Genomic DNA, 19,884 nt, shown 5'->3' with positions numbered 1-19,884 from the left:
TCGGGAGGTCGGTAACAGTGTCTAAACATATACCTAATATATCCGAAGCGGAATGGGAAGTTATGAACGTTCTTTGGGAAAAAGCCCCGCAGACAGCGAATGAAGTAATTTCTTCTTTACAGGAAAAAACAGACTGGAAGCCTAAAACCGTACGCACACTTCTTGATCGCCTCGCACAAAAAGAAGTGGTTGGTATTAATAAAAATCAAAAGATCTATACCTTCTATCCCAAATACTCTCAGGAAGAATGTCAGCGTGCCGAGGCAAAATCCTTTATTAAACGGATTTATGGTGGAACGGTAAAATCCATGCTCGTTCAGTTTATGGAAGAGGAATCTTTGTCTGAAGAGGATATTAAAGAGTTACGTACGATTCTAAATAAAAATCAGAAAAAGTAATGTTTTAAGGTGGGAGGGCACAGGTACCCGTTCTTTTACCTTGCAACATTGAAACAATACAGAACCTTCCCTATGTTTATTATCATAGATTTATAGTAAACTAAAGCTATTCTTTTATTCATCCAAAGCAGTTTTAGGAGGCTTCCAGTGAAAGAAATAATTATTATATTGGCAGAAATAGTGAATGACATCCATGATCTATTGACCGATATGTTCGGTTTACATATGACAGATAAACAGCTTCATTTCTGGATAATTGGTATTATTGGAATGGTTACATTCTTCATGGTGCATTTCTTCTTTAAAATTATTGAAAAGATGAAATGGAGTACGACTATTCTTTCCTTTGTTTATACGTTTACGGTAATGGTTGTCCTTGTCTTTGCTATCGAACTGCAGCAAGCAATTACGAACAGGGGGAATATGGAATTTGCTGATGCAGTGATGGGGTTGTGGGGATTTATAGTGTTCTTTCTGGTTTATGCTGTAATAGCAATACTCGTTTATTTCCTATTTAAGACATTTAAAAAGAAAAAACGGAGATAGTTTTTCGTATGAAATGATGCAAATTTAGGAACTCTATATTTCTATTATATACAGCGTGATTGTTAGGTGCTTGTCTTTTGTATTAGCGAATTTGTTCTGGTCATTTACTAAGGGTATATTCAGAGTCCCTCCTCTATGACTGTACTGTTGACGTAATCGGATAACGAACCTGTCCCGCAGTCTAAATAAAAATAGCTCCGTTCATTATAATAATGACCGGAGCTGTTTTGCTGCCTGAAATAAAATTAGAGAGTTTTAGGAACCAAGTTAAAGCAACGTTTGTAAATCCACTTATAATCTTCTTCCGTCAAGTCGCGTGGGTTACCTACTGTTTGTGGATCTTTCATCGCTTCTTTTGCAAGCCTATCAATCATATCAGGGGATACACCTTGTTCTTCTAAATTTGGAATATCCAATTCTTCTGCAAGTTTATAAACTTCATTAACCGCTGCTTTTGCCGCTTCTTCCGTTGTCATATTGAATGTATTCACGCCGAGGGCTTGTGCAATTCTAGCAAATTTAGCTGGATGACCTTTCCAGTTATATTCCATTACAGGGCCCATCATAGTTGCAACACACTGACCATGTGCAACTGGGATAATACCACCGAGTGTTTGAGACATCGCGTGCGCTGCTCCTGCTGATTCACTTCCGTAAGCTAATCCTGCAAGCATGGCAGCTTGAGCCATCCCGTATCTTGCTTCAATGTCACCGCCATCCGAGTAAGCACGACGAATATATTTTCCAACATATTCGATTGCAAGTAGTGCGACTGCATCTGTAACCGGTTGGGCATAATGCATCGTGTAGCATTCGATGGCATGTGCAAGTGCGTCAATACCTGTCATTGCCGTAACGTGTGGAGGCATGGAAACATGTAATTCCGGATCAATAATCGTTAAGTGCGCAGCGATAAGTGGTCCGCCTGTATTAAATTTGAATTCACGTTCCTCATCTGTAATCACTGCCCATTGTGTTACTTCTGAACCAGTTCCAGCGGTGGTAGGGATTGTTGTTAGTGCTGGAATTCGGTTCTCAAGCGGCTTTTTGCCTTCCGCTGCTTCATACTCTAAAACGGAAGCATTATGAGCTATTTCAACACCAATTGCTTTTGCTGTGTCCATGGAGCTTCCTCCTCCTACAGCAACAAGCCCATCACAGTTATCTTCTTTGTATTGTTTGCTTCCTTCTGCAATAAGACGTACCGGCGGGTTTGGTTCTACTTTATTAAATAAAGAAATCTCGATTCCAGCTTCTTTTAAATAGTTCTCAATTGGCTTTGTTACACCAGCTTCATAGATTCCCGGGTCGGTAACTAATAGTGCTTTTGTAACGCCAAGGTTTTTAACTTCTTCTCCAATATGCTTGATAGATCCAATCCCGTGTTTAATCGCTGTTGGTAATTCGAATTGGTGAAAATTATACATTTGTTCAACTTTCATATTTAAACTCATTAATAAATACCTCCTAAGTACTTTTAAGTGTTTAGACATTTATAAGATTTCATGGCTGTAGATTATTTGTATTTACTGCATCAGCCGCGTCCACTCTGCGCCAAGCAACTAGCAGATCTTTTGATGGGACGAGCAATGCGGCGCTGTCCCAGGCGCCCGCGAAACGAATCGCGAACTGAGCCTGCAAGGGCGCCTCCGCTTTTGATATTAAAACCAGTTCATTGTTTCCGGTTTCAAATTATGGAATATATGTTTTGTTTCTTGGTATTCTTCCAGTCCCATGCCTCCTAGTTCGCGGCCAATTCCAGATTGCTTATAGCCTCCCCATGGAGCGTGTGGGAAGTAGATATTAAAATCATTAATCCATACGGTACCCATGCGCATTTTTGCAACACAGCGTTCTGCTTTTACGATATCTTTTGTCCATACACCGCCGGATAGTCCGTAAATGGAATCATTTGCTAGTTTGATCGCTTCTTCTTCGGTTTTGAATTTCTCCACTGTAATTACAGGACCGAAAGCTTCGTCTTGAACAACACTCATGTCGGTCGTGCAATTCGTCAAAATGGTAGGCAGATAGAAAAAACCATTTTGGAGTTCTGCATCATCTGGACGTTTGCCTCCGACTGCGACAGTTGCTCCTTCTTTAATTCCTTTTTCAACATACCTTTCGACCTTTTTTAAATGCTCTTCAGAAATAAGTGGTCCCATCTGTGTTGTTTCATCAAAGCCATTACCGAGTTTAATCTTTTTCACTCGCTGGGTCAGTGCGTCGACAAATGTATCATGGATGCTTTCCTCGACGATGATTCTCGTTCCGGCTGAACAGATTTGTCCAGCATGAAAATATACAGCGTTTAAGGCTTGATCGATTGCTACTTCTAAATCGGCATCGGCAAAAATAACATTCGGGTTCTTGCCACCGAGTTCGAGTGCGATTTTTTTCATGTTGTGACTTGCAGCCTGCATAATCGTTTTTCCTGTTTCGATTCCGCCGGTAAAGGAAATTAAATCTACATTTTTGTGACTCGAAAGCTCTGCGCCAACTGTGTTTCCAGGGCCAAGTACAAGGTTGGCAACACCTTTAGGTACACCGGATTCTTCGATTAATTCAAAGATTTTAATATGTGTAAGTGGCGTAATTTCACTCGGCTTGATGATGAGTGTGTTTCCAGTGACGAGAGCTGGAGCTAGTTTCCAAGAAGCTTGAAGTAGTGGGTAATTCCAAGGAGTAATTTGCCCACAGACACCAACAGGTTCTTTCACTACTTTGCTGATCGAATTCGGGATGGGAGAGTTTATTATTTCGCCTCCATCTTTATCGGCAAGCTCGGCATAGTAACGGAAGACACCGGCAATATCTTCCATATCCCACCGGCTTTCTTCTAGTGTTTTTCCGGTATCTAATGATTCAAGTTTTGCAAGTTCTTCTTGATCACGGTCAATCAGGTCCGCGATTTTTTTAACGATCTTGGCACGTTCTGTAGCTGGCGTATTCGGCCAATCGCCTTGATCGAAAGCTTCTCTTGCTGCAGCGATTGCTTTTTCGGAATCCTGTGCGTTTCCATCAGCAACAACCGCAATGACCTCTTGGTTATACGGATTAATAATATCTCTTGTATTTCCTGAGATTGCTTCAACCCACTGGCCATTTATGTATTGTTTTTTTATGTCCAATACCGAAACCTCCTCATTTTGTTACGTTGCTTTGTTGTTAAGTTTGTTAAGAAAAAATTTAACGTTTTGAACAAATTTAATCTAACACATAAAAAAGTGTGTGTCAAAGAGATTTAGTCAATTTTTAACACATGTATGCTAGGAAAAAATAGTTTTATAAATTAATATATATAGGTAACGAAGCGGTTTGGCATGTTTTCATCCACTTGACATTTATTTTAGAAAGAGTAGTATTAAGTTTGTTAAGAAAAAATTTAACAAAATGAACAATAGGCAAGGAGAGTAAGTCATTGGGAAGCTTAAATGATAAAGAAGCGAGAGAAAAATTGGACTTTGCCAAGGATCAAGTCATTGGTGCTATCGCAGAAACGATGGATTTATACGGAGTGACGCCAGCCGCCGGTAGGTTGTACGCCACGATGTATTTTGAAGATAAAATGAATTTGGATGAGATGCTTGAAGAAATCGGGATGACTAAAGCAAGTATGAGCACAAGTGTGCGTAAATTGCAGAACATCGGTTATGTAAAGCGTGTTTATACGAGGGGCTCAAGAAAACATACTTATACAGCGGAAAAAAATTTCTTTAATACCTTTATGTCCTTCTACTGTCAACAATGGGAGCGAGAAGTAAGTATGAACTTGGATGCAGTTCAACTTGCTGAGAAGGAATTAGCAGAAATTATTAATGATGAGTCAATAGCAGATGAAATAAAAGAAGAAGCGAAAGAGCATTACGACATGTTGAATGAATCGAAAGTATATTATCATTGGTTAAGAAAATTAGTAGCAAGTATTCGTTCGGGAGAAATATTTGAATTTTTACCAAAGGAAAATGAAGAAACTTAAATTTTACGGGAGGCAATCTAATTCATGAGTTTGAGAAGGGGAATATTATTTGTCTTTACTTTTTTGATGATAGGTGTTCTTGCGGCATGCGGCAATGGAGATGCAGAAGGTGCATCGTCAGAAAGCGCTGCAGAAAGTGCGGATGAGACGATCGATATTGGACAAATTAGTTGGGCAGAAAACATTGCTGTCACAAATATGTGGAAAGTCATTCTTGAGGAAGAAGGATATGATGTTGAGTTTCACTTATTAGATATGGGGACACAAATGGCAGCACTCGCAAATGATGAATTGGATGTCAACTTGGAATTTTGGCTGCCGGTTCAAGATAAGAACTATCTCGAGCAATATCAAGAGCAAATCGATTTTTCAGAAGAGGTTTGGTATGACAATGCTAAGGTTGGATTAGTTGTACCAGCATATATGGAAGATATCAATAGTATTGAAGATTTAAATGAGAACAAAGAACTGTTTGAGAATCAGATTACTGGATTTGATCCTGGTGCCGGAACAATGGATACTACCGAGGAAATGATTGCAGAATACGAGTTGGACTTTGAGCTTGTACCAAGTTCCGAACCAGCGATGCTTACAGCAATTGAGGAAGCAATTCGTGAAGAGGCCCCAATTGTCGCGCCATTATGGAACCCACATCGTGTGTTTTCGGAAATGGACTTAAAATATCTAGACGATCCTAAAAACATGTTCGGGGAAACGGAAAAAATTCATCACGCAAAAAGGTTAGGTTTCGCTGACGATTTCCCAGAAGTTAATCAATGGTTAAAGAACTGGAAAATGGATGATGATTCCATTGGGGAATTAATGAGCTATGTAGCTGAAGCGGAAGAGGCTGGAGAAGAACCGATTGTTGGTGCAGAAAAATGGGTAGAAGACAATCGAGATTTGATTAACGAATGGTTAAGTGAATAAGTAGAAATAACGGGAACGTAATCTACTCTCCTATGTTGATGGAGAGTGGGTTCGTTCTTTTTTTTATCCTCTGGGAGATTATAAAGTGAAACTTCATTCAGTGGGGGGATTACAGACCGTTAATGCGTGATAAAATTGCTCTACATCACTGTGCCGAGAAGACTTTACATAGTACAGTTGACTAGCTCAATATAATAAACGGACAGCTTCAGTAGCGAATTCAAGCAAGGTAAGTGTTTTCAGATGTTGATAAGATTTTTCAGCCCGAGTGAACTAGAATCTTGTTCAAACGGGAATGAGACTCCTCTATTTATCCGAACGGACTGGAATCTGCTTCATTCGATTGATTAGAGCCCTCCTATTCACTCGAATGATCTGGAGTCTGCTTCATTCGATCAATTAGAGCCCTCCTATTCACTCGAATGATCTGGAATCTGCTTCATTTGATTAATTAGAGCCCCGCTATTCACTCGAACGGACTGGAATCTAGTTCATTCGATCAATTAGAGTCCCGCTATTCACTCGAATGGTCTGAAATCACCTTCAAACGAGACATTAGAAGCCTCTAATCACTCAATTGAAGTTTTGGGATCATGTCCATACCAGAGGGTAGTTTACTGTTTTAGCTGCGAAAGTTGAAACCTTACATACAGACTCCACGGTTATGCGCTCATAACCTAAAAAGTTAAATAGTTTTATGAATAATAATATAAAATTATGCGGTATTGCATAACAACTTTATTTACGATGGATGTTCTTTTCCGGAAATAGCAGATGCCAGCGCATTTTCTAGCGTTTTTTTATTACGTCTTATGTTGGCATAAAAATTGCAAGGTGAATAACAAATATTAAATAAATTATGAATAGGAGATGATTTATTTTGTTTGCTGATAAAGTATTATCGAGTCAGTCTGTTTTTACCGGATTAGATGATGTTGCCAAACCAGGTGCAATTGCAATTAAGGACAATAAAATTATTGCAACTGGATCGTTAGAAGAAATTCAATCTTTTATAGGACCGAACACAAAGGAATATGATTTTGGAGATCAGACAATTATGTCTGGTTTTCACGATTCACACATTCATCTTATGCTAGGAGCTTTATTAACGCATGGCAGTGTTGATTTATCAAGCACCTCCTCATCTAGAGAGGCACTAGAAAAGATCATGCTATTTGCAAATGAAAACGAAGAGAAAGATTGGATTATTGGCTTTGGCTGGGATCATCTAAGTTGGGGAGAGGAATTTCCGGATCGCTCGATGCTTGATCGGGTAATCGGTGAGCGTCCTGTATTCTTATTTCATGCGGAGTTTCACTATACATGGGTTAACAGTAAGGCGTTGGAAATTACTGGGATAACAAGTCGAACAAAAAATCCGCCTAACGGAGAGATACAGAAAAATGAAAAAGGTGACCCCACTGGGATACTGATAGAAACTGCAACTTCTTTAGTGGCGGATACTGCATTAACGATGTCTGAGAAAGAACAAGAAGAATTGCTGGAATTGTTTTTAAAAGATGCAGCTAAATTAGGAATTACCTCAGTGAATGATTTATATATCAATAGTTTTGAACAAATGCATGGTGAGACGCTATTCAACTTATTTAAGAAGTTCGATGAAAGGAATAGATTATCTACACGAATACACCTTTATTCCGTGTTGGATGATAATTTAGAAGAAGCTAAGAGATTAAGAAAGAAGTTCAATACAGGAAAGCTAAAACATACAGGCTTAAAACAGTTTATAGATGGTGTCGTGACAAGTCATACTGCTTATATGCTCGATCCTTATACAGATAAAAATGATACAAAAGGAAGTACCGCTTTACCTAAAGATGTGATAAAAAAGTATACTTTAGAAGCAGATAAAGAAGGTTTTCAAATCCGTTTTCATGCGATAGGAGACGGGGCGATTAACTTTAGCTTAGACATTTTTGAGGAAGCAAAAAGGATCAATGGAGACCGTGATTCTCGTCATGCTTTAGAACATATTGAAGTTATTGATCCAAAAGACATAGCAAGGCTTAAAAGATTAGGGGTTGTTCCTTCCATTCAGCCTTCCCACTTAGCACTTATGCCGATCGAGAGCCATACGGATAGAGTTGGTAAAGAGAAGCATCCATATATTTACCCATGTAAGTCATTGCAAGGAGAAGAAATTAAGTTATCCTTTGGTACAGACTTTCCAGTTACTATATTAGATCCAATGTTAGAGATTTATTATGCGGTAACTAGGAAGGATTACACGGGAGAATATGTGTGGAATCCTGAAGAAAAAATATCCCTCTCTGAAGCATTAAAAGCTTATACGAGCGGGTCAGCCTATAGTGTTTTTAGAGAAGATGAATTAGGAACATTAGAAAAAGGAAAGTTAGCCGACATTATCGTACTTGATAAAAACATCTTTCAAGCTAATCCAGAAAACATTCCTAATACAAAAGTGATATTAACAATGGTTGACGGCGATATTATTTTTATGGCAAATGAAGTAGATCGTAGTATTACGACCGGGTAAACACATCTGCAGAAGATTAGTGACTTAAAATGTATCCAGGTTTTAAGAAAAATAGCTTACAGGGGGAAATTATCATGAATGAAGATGTCCAATTATCAAGATCTCTCACTTTGACCTCCATTATAGCTTATGGATTTGCATTTATGGCTTTAATTACAGTGTTTAGCACGTATGGTGTAGCATCTCAAATATCCCAGGGAATGGTGGCAGGATCATATGTTTTAGCTTTGATTGTCATGCTATTTACTGCTTATAGCTACGGGCAAATGGCAAAGGCGTATCCTGTTTCGGGTTCTGCATATACGTACACTCGAAAAGCTATCAGTCCTTACGCAGGTTTTTTAATTGGTTGGGCAATTCTGATGGATTATTTGTTTATACCGATGGTTAATTTTTTATTGTTCGGGATATTCTTTTCGGCGGCTTTTCCTGAGATACCTATGCAGCTTTGGATACTCGTGTTAATCGTCGTCGTAACGTATGTGAATGTGAAAGGTGTAAAAGTTGGGGCAAGAGCAAATATGCTAGTTTTGAGTTTATCTTTGTTATTTTTGCTTATATTTAGCATTTTGTCTATTAAGGCAATCGTTCAAGGTACGGGAACAGGAATGCTTCTAAATATAGAACCCTTCTTTAACTCTAATGAATCCTTTAAATATGTTATCGCAGGAGCCGCGCTGCTTTGTTTCTCCTTTCTTGGATTTGATGCCGTTTCAACTTTTTCAGAAGAAGTGAAAAATCCAAAGAAAAATATACCGCGTGCCATTCTCATCGTAACTATTATCGGAGGGATAATATTTATTATTGTCTCCTATCTCGCTCATAATGTTTGGCCCGACTATAATAGTTTTAAAGATGCTGATGCTGCATCTTATGAAATAATGGCGCGTGTCGGAGGAAGCGCTTTAGAATCAGCATTTTTAGCTGTAACTGCAATTGTTGTATTTGGTTCTGCCTCTGCAGCACAAGCAAGTGCTTCTCGTGTTTTATATGCCATGGGGAGGGACGGGCAACTTCCGAAAAGTTTCTTTGGGAAACTGAGTAAGAAAACAAAAGTTCCAGTCAATAATATTTTGCTGATTAGTTTATTATCTTTATCAGCATTATTCTTAAGTCTAACCTTGGTTGCTTCCTTTATTAATTTTGGAGCATTAATTGCTTTTGCTTTTGTAAATATTTCGGTTATTGTTTTATACTTTGGTAAAGAAAGAAAGCGCTCTCTTCGCGGGATTATTAAGTATTTTATTATTCCTTCAGTAGGATGTTTGTTAAATGTTGTACTCCTATTCAACTTAGATAGTTATTCTAAAATATTGGGAAGTATTTGGTTCGGGCTTGGTGTGTTATATTTGATATTTTTAACAAAAGGATTTAGACAGAAGCTTCCGGAGATGGAAATGGATAAAGATAAGGCTGTGTAAAATAATAATATCCGCGCGATAATGAATACTGACACGATTTTGCTACGTTGAATAAAACAGAAATAGTATTATGATTATTTCGAATACCGTGATACAATGTGAATTGATCTGTAAAAGGGGTGCTTATATTGAATCAGACAATTTCTAGTAAATTAAAACCTATATTTGCAGTTTCAATGGACATTGATCAAGTATGTTTTTCAGAGCAAATAGCAAATCGCATGGATCCTTATGTATTTTTAACGAAGAATAACGAATTAAGTGCATACGTGGATTTAAGAGATTTGAAAACATCAGGAAAGAAGAACAAAGATATACGTGTAGAACAAATACGTTCCAATGCAATATCTATAGAAAATATAGAGATATTCAAGCCGGGTAAGGAAATTACCATGTCGTTTGTATTCAAAGTGCTTGGAAACCCGATTGTTTTAGTTAAGAATAATGAAGATGAATTAATGGGATATATTACCCGAGAAGACATGCTGATTGGTTTGTTTCGTAAAGAGAAAAATATTAATATACTTAAGCTACTCTTGGGTTCAATACCGATGGGTGTTTTTGTAGTTGACCACAATCAAAAAATTATTAATTGCAATGAAACTGGTCTAAATATGATCCAATCCGCAAGCAGTGAAGTAATGGGAAGCGATGCAGGTCAGATTTTCAATCAGGAAAAGTTGAATAATGTGTTCTCGACAGGGGCAATTCTGTTAAATGAAATTCATTTTATAAATGAAATGGGCGTATTGGTTGATTATAGTCCAATTGAGACGGCAGAGGGAAATGTTGAAGGCGCTATCATTATTGTGCAGGATCTTCCAAAAGTGGGGGAAATGGCACTGGAAATGGAAGCAGTCAAAGATTTAAACAGAGATATGAATGCCATTCTGTCTACCATCTATGATGAACTTTTAGTTATTGATAACAAAGGAACACTTATACGACATAGCGAGAATTACATCAAAGATTTTTGGCCGAGGCCCCTTAAAGAGCTGATTGGTGAAAATATTTTGGAGTTAGAGAATGAAGGTGTTTTTTCTCCTTCTGTAATAAGGTTGGTCTTAGAGAAGAAAGAAAAGGTTTCCGTCGTTCAAGAAACAATAAACGGAAAAAAGATATTAGCTGTAGGGAATCCTATTTTTAATAGTGCAGGGGATTTACAAAGAATAGTTGTGGCTTCGAGAGATATTACAGAAAATACGAAACTAAGATCCGAACTAAAACAAACGAAGGAAATGACGAAAAAGTATGAGCAAGAACTGAATCGCCTAAAAAACAAGGAGGATCCCTCAAAAGATATTATTTATGGCAGCTTAAAGATGCAAAAAGTTGTTAATCAAATTGAGAAGATAGCAAACTTTTCTTCTACTGTATTAATCCAAGGTGAATCGGGAGTAGGGAAAGAATTAATCGCACGTGCAATACACACGAAGAGTAACCGATCAGATAAGCCATTTCTAACAATAAATTGCGGCTCTATCCCAGAGAATTTACTGGAAAGTGAACTCTTTGGATATACGAAAGGCTCGTTTACCGGGGCTGATTCTCAAGGGAAAAAAGGTTATTTTGAACAGGCAAACGGCGGGGTGTTGTTTCTTGACGAGATTGGCGACATGCCAATGTCATTACAAGTGAAATTGTTGAGGGTATTACAAGAGGACGAAGTTGTTCCTATCGGGAGTGTTACGCCAATTCCTATTGATGTCCAGATTGTTGCCGCGACGAATAAAGACTTAAAAAAGCTGGTGGAAGATGGAAGTTTCCGAGAGGATTTATATTACCGGATTAATGTTATTCCAATCCATGTTCCGCCCCTTGGAGAGAGACCGGAAGATATTCCGTTATTAGCTTATCATACCCTTGAAAAGTTAAACCACAGATATGATAAAAATTGCTACCTTTCACCAGAAGCATTAAATTTATTAGAAAGCTATTCATGGCCTGGCAACATCCGCGAACTACAAAACTTAATTGAACGACTATTTGTAACCGCTGATGAGGAAGTAATAACGGCTGAATTAGTAGAACACTTTTTGTCACATGAAACAGTTCATAAGCCGTTCCCTTTAATTAATGGGATTGTTCCCCTGAAACAAGCAAAGGAAGAAATAGAGGAGCAGTTAATTATATTAGCAATGAAAAAACATAAAACGACAATAAAGGCTGCTGAAGCGCTTGGGATCAGCCAATCTGCAGTTAGTCGAAAATACCAGCAAATTTTACAAAGGGAAAATTAACGGCATAAGTAAAAACCAACTTTCATAAAAAAGTTGGTTTTTATGCATTATTGCATAATGTTATCCGTTAATGCATAAATAAATCGATGTAAAAATCTTAATAGATTAAAAGTTTATTAATGTAAATGCCAGATCACCATATATTACGCGATTTTTTACAATGAAAATAAAAGTTGGCATGATTTTTGCTTTATATTATTTGAATACTAAAATTGGAGGTTTTAATTATGGTAAAAGAAGTCTCTGTCTTAAAGTCGAAAACTGACGAACTAGCTGAATTAGATAAAAAACACTTTATCCATCCTACTTCAGCACCTAAAAAAGGTGCACAAGATGGGCCGGATATTATTTTTTCCGACGGTCAAGGTATTTTTGCTAATAATTTAGAAGGTGAAGCTTATATTGATGGGATGTCCATGCTTTGGAATGTGAATATTGGTCATGGTCAAAAAGAACTTGCGGAAGCTGCGAATGAGCAAATGTTAAAAATTGCTTACTCTTCGGCATTTAAGGGCTTTTCGAATGTACCAGCTATTAAACTTGCTGAAAAATTAGCATCTATCGCTCCAGGTGATTTAAATTCAGTTTTTTATACTTCGGGTGGTTCTGAATCAAATGACACCGCTTTCAAATTATCAAGATTTTATTGGTCATTAAAAGGAAAACATGAAAAAAAGAAAATTATTGCAATGAGGGACGGATATCATGGTGTAACACAGGCTGCGCAGAGTGCTACTGGGATTCCAACAACACACGAATTTGCGGGAGCTAGTGTGGAAGGGTTTTACCATGCAACACCACACTTAACAAATTGTGAATTGGGCGATAAAAATGATCCAAATTATGAACAGTCTATTCGATATCTTATTGAGAAAGAAGGAGCAGATACAATTGCAGCGGTAATTATCGAGCCAGTTCAAGGAGCAGGCGGGGTAAATATTCCACCTGAAGGTTATTTGCAAGCCGTTAGAAAACTTTGTGATGAGTTCAATATTTTATTTATCGCAGACGAAGTGATTTGTGGATTTGGCCGCACAGGAAAAATGTTTGGAGTTGAAAATTGGGAAGTAGTCCCTGACTTAATGTGTATTGCTAAAGGGATTACAAGTGGTTATTCGCAGTTGGGAGGCGTAATGATTAGCGATACGGTAAGAGAAGCTATCGTAAATTATGAGGGAGTAATGGCTCATGGCTTTACCTATAGCGGACATCCAACAGCATGTGCAGTAGCGCTGAAAAACATTGAAATTATTGAGCGCGACGGTATCGTAGAAAATGCCAAAGCAATGGAAAAAGAAATGCAAAAAGGATTGGCATATCTGGAAGAAAAGCACGACATTATAAGAAATAGCCGTTCTATTGGACTGCTCGCTGCATTTGAACTCTATAACTCTGCAACCGGTGAACATTTCGATCCATCTTTACAAGCAGCAACGAAAGTGGTTGATGAATGTTTTAATCGCAAGCTTATTCTCCGAGCTATTGGGGATTTCAGAGTTGCAATCGCACCACCACTAGTTATTAACAAACAAGAAATTAATGACATGATTCACATTATTGATGAGTCTATCACCGCTTTTAAAAAGACGATCTAGTAATACAGAGGTTCAAAAGGTCCCCGCAGCTACCCGGAGACTTTTTGAACTTACAAGTCTATTATGGACAGAAAAGTAAGCATGATAAGCGAGGGAAGATAATGATTAACAAATTAGTATTAAGCGGATCAGCGAGGGATATAGGATATAAGCATGGTGCATATGGAAAAAAAGAAGTTTTACAAAGTCTAGAAACATATGAAAAATTATTTCACGGCTATCAGCATATTGACTGGTCAGAAGCAAGGGAGCGTGCGCTTACGCATCTTGATGCAATAGAAAAATACGATGTAACCATGATTGAAGAAATGGAAGGGATTGCAGCAGGTGCGGGGGTAGATTTTGAAGATATATTAGCTCTTAATGCGCGTAGTGAAATTGCACTGGCCGGATATAAAGGAACATCATTTTCAGATGGCTGTACAGCAATAGCAGTTACCGAACCAACTATATCAGAAACAATTATTGGTCAAAATTGGGACTGGAAGCCTTCGCAAATAAATAGTCTTTTATTACTGAACATACAACATGAAGGCAGGCCGGATATTACGATGGTGACGGAGGGAGGAATGATCGGGAAAATTGGTTTTAATTCTTCCGGTGTAGGGATATGCTTTAACGCATTGATTACTGATAAAAAGTCAGATGAAGTTCCGATCCATTTAGGGTTACGGGCAGTCCTTAATTCTCATTCTTTAACGGAAGCTATTTCAAAAATCAAAGGGACGCAAATGGCTTCTGCTGCTAGTTTCCTGATTGGTTATGATGAAGGAAATGGAAATGGAATAGCTGTTAATCCTGAGGTGTCTCCATTTGGCATTGATTATGTTGGAGGAGAGGACGGGAAATTAGTACATACAAACCATCTCCTATCCGAAAACATTAAACAGAATTTAAAAGATATGAACGAATTCAGATTTGATGATTCGATGCTTCGTAAAAAGAGAGCGGAACAGCTTATAAATACAACCATTGCAAATAAAGAGCCAATAGACGAAGAAACATTCAAAACATGGCTTTCAGATGAATTTAATGCACCAAATTCTATTAACCACTTTGAAAACGAGAGAGCACCAGAACACCGGAGAATGGAGACTGTTTTTTCTATCGTAATGAATCTATCAAAAAGAATAGCATATCTTCGGGTCGGAAAATCTCTTGATAACAATAAATATGAAGAAATCAGCTGGAGGAATTCGAATGCTATATATTAATGGTGAATGGATACAAACAGATGAAAAAATAAAAGTCGTAAACCCCGCAACAGGTGAAATAATTGAAACCGTTTCAACAGGTGGGAGAGAGGAAACGAAAAAAGCAATTGCAGATGCAAAAGAAGCATTTAAGCAATGGAAAAAAACAACTGGTAATGAACGAAGTGCCTATTTACAAAAAGTGGTTCAATTAATGAGGGAAAAGTCAACAGAATTAGCGAAAACGATTACGAAGGAAAATGGAAAGTCATTAAAAGATGCAAAAAGCGAAGTAGCCGGTGCGATAGCTTATTTGGAGTGGTATGCCGAGGAAGCGAAACGAGTTTATGGTGAAACTTTACCAGCATCACAACAGGAAAAACACCTCATGGTAATTAGACAGCCTATCGGTGTATGTGCTGCTATTACTCCGTGGAACTTCCCGCTCTCAATGATTACAAGAAAGCTAGCTCCGGCGCTGGCTGCAGGGTGTACGGTTGTATTAAAGCCTGCTCCTGCTACACCTTTATCTGCAATAAAAGTTTTTGAATGTTTTCATGAAGCCGAAATCCCTAATGGCGTTGTAAATCTTTTAATTGGACCGGCGGAAGAAATAGGAAGCGAAATGACAAGCAGTTCAGATGTACGAAAGATTACATTTACAGGCTCAACCGCTGTTGGTAAAATGCTTCTTCGTGATTCTGCTGCCACTGTTAAAAAAGCATCGATGGAGCTTGGTGGTCATGCCCCATTTATCATCTTTGAAGATGCGGATCTAGACGAGGCCGTTCGTGGAGTGATGCTATCCAAATTTAAAAATACCGGGCAAACATGTATCAGTACAAACCGTATTTATGTGTCAGAAAGTATAGCGGAACAATTTGGAGAAATGTTAGCGGAACAAACAGCGCAACTAAAAGTAGGAAATGGAATGAACGCTGACGTAGACGTTGGACCACTAATTAATGAAGTTTCATTGAAGAAAGTAAAAGCTCAAGTAGAAGATGCGGTAGAAAATAATGCAAAAGTGCTTTGTGGTGGAAATGTATACAAAGAAAATGACTTAAACGGTTATTTTTATGAACCAACTGTTATTCAATACGCTAATGAAAATATGAAAATTGCAACAGAAGAAACCTTTGGCCCGGTTGCACCGATCTTTACGTTTAAAGAGGAAGAGGAAGTCGTGGAACGGGCAAATGGCTCATCATACGGACTAGCTGCATATTGTTATACAAAAGATTTGGGACGTGGATTACGTATGATGAAGGAACTTGACTTTGGAATAGTAGGTATTAATGATTCGTTACCAATTGTAGTTCAGGCGCCATTTGGAGGAGTGAAGGAAAGTGGAATGGGTAAAGAAGGCGGAAAATACGGATTGGAAGAATACCTGGAAGAAAAGTTTGTCTCTATTAGTACAAAATAATGAATAGGAAAGGAGTTAAAAAAATGCCGGAAACAAAATCAATCCAGCTCGGTGAAAATATGACAATCCGAAAGATTCAACAGGAAGATCTTGATGAAGTGGCAGAGCTATCTTATACATGTTTTGGGCCGGACATGTCCCTAACACGTGCGAACTTGGCAAGTCAAATAGAGATTTTTCCAGAAGGTCAGGTCTGCTTGCAATATGAAGGGAAAATAGTAGGTTCAGCGTGTAGTTTAATTGTTGACTTTGATGATTATGGTGAAGAACATTCCTATACGATGATTTCTGATGATGGTTATATTCGAAATCATAATCCGAAAGGTCGAAATCTTTATGGAATAGAAGTAGGTGTTCATCCAGAATTCAGAAAAATGAAGATAGGGAAGTATTTATATCAGGCCCGCAGAGAGATATGTAAAAATCTAGGGTTGAAAAGTATTATTATAGGTGGGCGTATCCCGAACTATTATAAATATGCGGCTCAATTAACACCTGAAGAATACGTAGAGGAAGTAAAAAAAGAAAATATTTATGATTCCGTTCTTACATTTCAGCTTAAAAATGGCTTTAAATTAAGAAAGGTAATGCGAGGCTATTTAATGGGAGATAAAGAATCGCTTACAAATGCTACATTAATGGAATGGCATAATCCGGATTATAGGGAAGAATAATTGGATTACAGGATTTTAAATCAAACTAAATGAACAAAAAGAGTCTCCTGATTTCACTGTTGACATGGGGCAGCTCTTTTATGGCTCCAAAAGTATTTACTATGGTAAGTAGTTTCGTTGATTTACTGTATCTGTCTTGAGAATTATCTTGCTTGTGGGAAGGAAGGTCGATTTAACTAAAGTGAAACAAGGAGAGATGTAAATGAGTAAGGAAAATAAGCAGTTAGGCATTAGGAAACCAACATTATTTGAAGCTTTGATTCCGATTATATTCATGATTGTCGCTTTAGTAATTGGCATTTTTGTATATGATACAGATCCGCATATTCCATTATTGCTAAGTGCTGGAGTCGCCGCCATAGTTGCATTTAGACTTGGGTTTAAATGGTTCGAAGTTGAAAAAGGAATGTTGGATGCCGTTCGTCTTGCTCTTCAAGCGATTGTTATTCTTTTGGTGATCGGAACGATAATTGGTTCTTGGATAGCAGGTGGTATTGTACCAACAATGATTTATTACGGACTCAATATACTTTCGCCAAGTTTCTTCCTTGTGGCAGCTTGTTTAATATCATGTGTTGTATCTATCGCTTCTGGAAATGCCTGGACAGCGGCAGGAACAATTGGAATTGCAATAATGGGTATTGGACATGGACTTGGCATCAACCCGGCTATGGTTGCGGGAGCTGTTATTTCAGGTGTTTATTTTGGGGATAAAATCTCACCACTTTCTGAAACAACGAATCTTGCTCCAGGCATTGTCGGTGGAGAGTTGTTTGAGCATATTAAACATATGCTTTATACAACGATACCAGGTCTCGTCATTTCGTTAATACTGTTTTCAATTCTTGATTTTAGATATTCTGGTGAAGGTGCAAGTATTTCCGAAGTACAGGTTTTGCAAACTCAATTGAATGAGATCTATAGCATTTCACCATGGCTGCTGTTAGTACCGTTATTCATCATTATCATGATGATCTTTAAAATCCCGGCACTACCAGGTTTAGTTATCGGTTCCATACTAGGTACAATCTGCTCAATTGTTGTACAAAAAGTACCAGTAGGTGATGCGATTAATATATTATATTATGGGTATTCCATCGAGTCGGGAAACCAAGTAGTTGATAATCTATTAAATAATGGTGGAATAGAGTCCGTATTGTATACGGTTTCATTGATTATTATTGCAATGTGTTTTGGTGGTGTTCTTGAATTAACAAAAATATTTGAAGTGCTAGTTGAGGAGATTATTAAATTTGCCCAAAAAACTGGCAGCCTGATAACGGCAACAGTAGTTACATGTATTTCCTCGAACATTGTCGGATGTGACCAATATATGTCCATTATTGTTCCAGGCCGAATGTATGCGGAAGAATATGATAAGAGAGGACTGAAGTCGAAAAACCTATCCCGGACATTGGAGGATGCAGGAACGATGACTTCACCTCTTGTACCATGGAATACTTGTGGAGCATTCATGGCGACCACATTAGGTGTATCGACACTAAGCTATTTACCATTTGCATTTCTATGTTTAATTAGCCCTTTAATTGCTATTATCTATGGCTTTACAGGGTTTAAAGTAGAATATAAAGAAGGTTATAAACAGGAAGCAGATCCGCCGATGTTAAAGGAAATGGTGAAGTAAAAAAATCTAAACTACCTGCACACCTCGTTTAAATACGGTGGCATAGGAATGTTAAGTAGATTTGTAGCAACGATTTACCTTTCATAGTAGAGAGAATACTAGAAGAAAAAATTAGCTAATAATAAATCACAGAATGGAGAGAATCACATGATTATCGGAGTACCAAAGGAAATTAAAAATAATGAAAAGCGTGTCGCTATTACGCCAGCTGGAGTCACCAATTTAACGAAAGCAGGACATACTATTTTTATCGAAAAAGATGCTGGGACTGGCAGCAGCTTTACAGATAAAGAATATGCAGCAGCTGGAGCGGAAATCATAGAGGATGCTTCCGAGGTTTGGAAAAGGGCAGAAATGATCTTGAAGGTAAAAGAACCGATAGAATCGGAATACAAATATTTCCGCGAAGGGTTAATCTTATTTGCCTATCTTCACTTAGCTGCAGAGCCGGAACTGACCCAAGCATTAGTTGACAATAAAGTAACAGCCGTCGCTTACGAAACAATTACTGTCAACAATACACTACCGCTCCTTACACCAATGAGTGAAGTCGCAGGCCGGATGGCAACACAGATTGGAACACAATTTTTAGAGCAATCAAAAGGCGGTAAAGGCATTCTGCTAAGTGGCATTCCTGGTGTGAATCAAGGAAATGTTACAATTATTGGAGGCGGTGTCGTTGGTACGAATGCAGCTAAAATTGCAGCGGGAATTGGAGCCAAGGTTACTATTATTGACTTGAACCCGGTCCGATTACGTGAGCTCAGCGACATCTTTGGTTCGACGGTACAAACTTTAATCTCTAATCCTTATAATATTGCAGAAGCCGTCAAGAACTCCGATTTAGTTATCGGTTCTGTTCTTATTCCAGGCGCGAAAGCACCAAAACTTGTGAGTGAAGAGATGATTAAATCGATGGAGCCTGGTTCTGTTATCGTAGACGTTGCGATTGATCAAGGCGGGAACTTTGAAACGATCAGCACGCCAACGACCCATGATAACCCAACTGTTATGAAACATGGTGTCGTGCATTATGCAGTTGCTAATATCCCTGGTGCTGTACCACGTACCGCAACAGTTGGTTTAACAAACGTGACCATTCCTTATGCAGCACAGATTGGCTCACATGGAATCGTCAAGCTTATTCAAGATAATCCAGCGATACGCTCTGGTGTTAATACAATTAATGGAAAAGTAACCATTCAAACGGTGGCGGATGATCTTGGTTATCGTTATACTCCACCTGAAGAAGCACTGATTGAAACGGCAAATGTATAATGATAGAAAATACCCTTCTGATTTGTTTAGAAGGGTAT

At 38.2% G+C, this 19,884-nt stretch carries 16 protein-coding genes; 13 read left to right on the top strand and 3 right to left on the bottom strand.

Features of this window, described 5'->3' with window-relative positions; all coding sequences use genetic code 11:
• Positions 1–17: 17 nt before the first annotated feature.
• Together blaI and GN217_RS03050 are read left to right on the top strand one after the other, a co-directional pair.
• The gene (blaI, locus tag GN217_RS03055) at positions 18–398 is read left to right on the top strand and encodes a penicillinase repressor BlaI (RefSeq protein WP_156855162.1); all 381 of its coding nucleotides are present in this window, start codon (positions 18–20) and stop codon (positions 396–398) included.
• 147 nt (positions 399–545) lie between these two features.
• The gene (locus GN217_RS03050; RefSeq protein WP_156855160.1) at positions 546–944 is read left to right on the top strand and encodes a hypothetical protein; all 399 of its coding nucleotides are present in this window, start codon (positions 546–548) and stop codon (positions 942–944) included.
• Between the two features lie 245 nt (positions 945–1,189).
• Here GN217_RS03050 and GN217_RS03045 read toward each other — a convergent pair whose 3' ends face one another.
• The 3 genes from GN217_RS03045 to betB are packed head-to-tail and all read right to left on the bottom strand — an operon-like array spanning position 1,190 to position 4,075.
• Complete coding sequence (locus GN217_RS03045) at positions 1,190–2,398, bottom strand: choline dehydrogenase (RefSeq protein WP_156855158.1); 1,209 nt, start codon at positions 2,396–2,398, stop codon at positions 1,190–1,192.
• Between the two features lie 49 nt (positions 2,399–2,447).
• Positions 2,448–2,585 carry a hypothetical protein gene (locus GN217_RS03040; protein WP_156855156.1) on the bottom strand — a complete coding sequence of 46 codons (138 nt, stop codon included), beginning with the start codon at positions 2,583–2,585 and terminating at the stop codon, positions 2,448–2,450.
• 20 nt (positions 2,586–2,605) lie between these two features.
• Positions 2,606–4,075, bottom strand: a complete 1,470-nt coding sequence (gene betB, locus GN217_RS03035) for a betaine-aldehyde dehydrogenase (RefSeq protein WP_156855154.1) — start codon at positions 4,073–4,075, stop codon at positions 2,606–2,608.
• A gap of 290 nt (positions 4,076–4,365) precedes the next feature.
• On the opposite strand from betB, the gene cudC reads away from it, so the two are divergent.
• From cudC to ald, 11 genes are all read left to right on the top strand, one after another.
• Positions 4,366–4,923 carry a choline uptake/conversion transcriptional regulator CudC gene (gene cudC, locus GN217_RS03030; RefSeq protein WP_156855152.1) on the top strand — a complete coding sequence of 186 codons (558 nt, stop codon included), beginning with the start codon at positions 4,366–4,368 and terminating at the stop codon, positions 4,921–4,923.
• A 24-nt stretch (positions 4,924–4,947) separates the two neighbouring features.
• A complete protein-coding gene (locus GN217_RS03025; RefSeq protein ID WP_156855150.1) occupies positions 4,948–5,853 on the top strand; it encodes a glycine betaine ABC transporter substrate-binding protein in 906 nt (301 codons plus the stop codon).
• A gap of 880 nt (positions 5,854–6,733) precedes the next feature.
• On the top strand, positions 6,734–8,371 hold the full coding sequence (locus tag GN217_RS03020) for an amidohydrolase (RefSeq protein WP_156855148.1): 1,638 nt from the start codon (positions 6,734–6,736) through the stop codon (positions 8,369–8,371).
• A 74-nt stretch (positions 8,372–8,445) separates the two neighbouring features.
• Positions 8,446–9,792 (top strand): APC family permease, encoded by a 1,347-nt coding sequence (locus GN217_RS03015; protein WP_156855146.1) that lies wholly within the window; start codon positions 8,446–8,448, stop codon positions 9,790–9,792.
• Between the two features lie 176 nt (positions 9,793–9,968).
• Positions 9,969–12,032 (top strand): sigma 54-interacting transcriptional regulator, encoded by a 2,064-nt coding sequence (locus tag GN217_RS03010; RefSeq protein WP_156855251.1) that lies wholly within the window; start codon positions 9,969–9,971, stop codon positions 12,030–12,032.
• A gap of 227 nt (positions 12,033–12,259) precedes the next feature.
• Positions 12,260–13,627, top strand: coding sequence for an aminotransferase family protein (locus tag GN217_RS03005; RefSeq protein ID WP_156855144.1), 1,368 nt, complete (start codon positions 12,260–12,262; stop codon positions 13,625–13,627).
• 101 nt (positions 13,628–13,728) lie between these two features.
• Positions 13,729–14,841, top strand: coding sequence for a C45 family autoproteolytic acyltransferase/hydrolase (locus GN217_RS03000; RefSeq protein ID WP_156855142.1), 1,113 nt, complete (start codon positions 13,729–13,731; stop codon positions 14,839–14,841).
• Positions 14,828–16,249, top strand: a complete 1,422-nt coding sequence (locus GN217_RS02995) for an NAD-dependent succinate-semialdehyde dehydrogenase (RefSeq protein ID WP_156855140.1) — start codon at positions 14,828–14,830, stop codon at positions 16,247–16,249. The genes GN217_RS03000 and GN217_RS02995 overlap by 14 nt, the downstream gene beginning before the upstream one ends.
• A 23-nt stretch (positions 16,250–16,272) precedes the next feature.
• Positions 16,273–16,923, top strand: a complete 651-nt coding sequence (locus GN217_RS02990; protein ID WP_198042572.1) for a GNAT family N-acetyltransferase — start codon at positions 16,273–16,275, stop codon at positions 16,921–16,923.
• Positions 16,924–17,125: 202 nt separating this feature from the next.
• A complete protein-coding gene (gene nhaC / locus GN217_RS02985) occupies positions 17,126–18,568 on the top strand; it encodes a Na+/H+ antiporter NhaC (RefSeq protein ID WP_156855136.1) in 1,443 nt (480 codons plus the stop codon).
• Positions 18,569–18,715: 147 nt separating this feature from the next.
• Entirely contained in the window at positions 18,716–19,846 is a 1,131-nt protein-coding gene (gene ald, locus GN217_RS02980) for an alanine dehydrogenase (RefSeq protein WP_156855134.1), read from the top strand.
• Positions 19,847–19,884 lie beyond the last annotated feature (38 nt).

The organism is Oceanobacillus sp. AG (assembly GCF_009746545.1).
GTDB classification, from domain to species: Bacteria; Bacillota; Bacilli; order Bacillales; family Amphibacillaceae; genus Oceanobacillus; species Oceanobacillus indicireducens.
Note: the sequence above shows the minus strand (reverse complement) of the source record. Positions and strands in the feature narration are given on the sequence as shown.

Excerpts from the sequence above, each read along its gene's own strand:
- ald (WP_156855134.1), top strand. The coding sequence starts at position 18,716 with ATGATTATCGGAGTACCAAAGGAAATTAAAAATAATGAAAAGCGTGTC.
- GN217_RS03010 (WP_156855251.1), top strand. The coding sequence starts at position 9,969 with ATGGACATTGATCAAGTATGTTTTTCAGAGCAAATAGCAAATCGCATG.
- GN217_RS03015 (WP_156855146.1), top strand. The coding sequence starts at position 8,446 with ATGAATGAAGATGTCCAATTATCAAGATCTCTCACTTTGACCTCCATT.
- GN217_RS03025 (WP_156855150.1), top strand. The coding sequence starts at position 4,948 with ATGAGTTTGAGAAGGGGAATATTATTTGTCTTTACTTTTTTGATGATA.
- GN217_RS03045 (WP_156855158.1), bottom strand. The coding sequence starts at position 2,398 with ATGAGTTTAAATATGAAAGTTGAACAAATGTATAATTTTCACCAATTC.
- GN217_RS03005 (WP_156855144.1), top strand. The coding sequence starts at position 12,260 with ATGGTAAAAGAAGTCTCTGTCTTAAAGTCGAAAACTGACGAACTAGCT.
- GN217_RS03000 (WP_156855142.1), top strand. The coding sequence starts at position 13,729 with ATGATTAACAAATTAGTATTAAGCGGATCAGCGAGGGATATAGGATAT.
- GN217_RS02995 (WP_156855140.1), top strand. The coding sequence starts at position 14,828 with ATGCTATATATTAATGGTGAATGGATACAAACAGATGAAAAAATAAAA.
- nhaC (WP_156855136.1), top strand. The coding sequence starts at position 17,126 with ATGAGTAAGGAAAATAAGCAGTTAGGCATTAGGAAACCAACATTATTT.
- GN217_RS02990 (WP_198042572.1), top strand. The coding sequence starts at position 16,273 with ATGCCGGAAACAAAATCAATCCAGCTCGGTGAAAATATGACAATCCGA.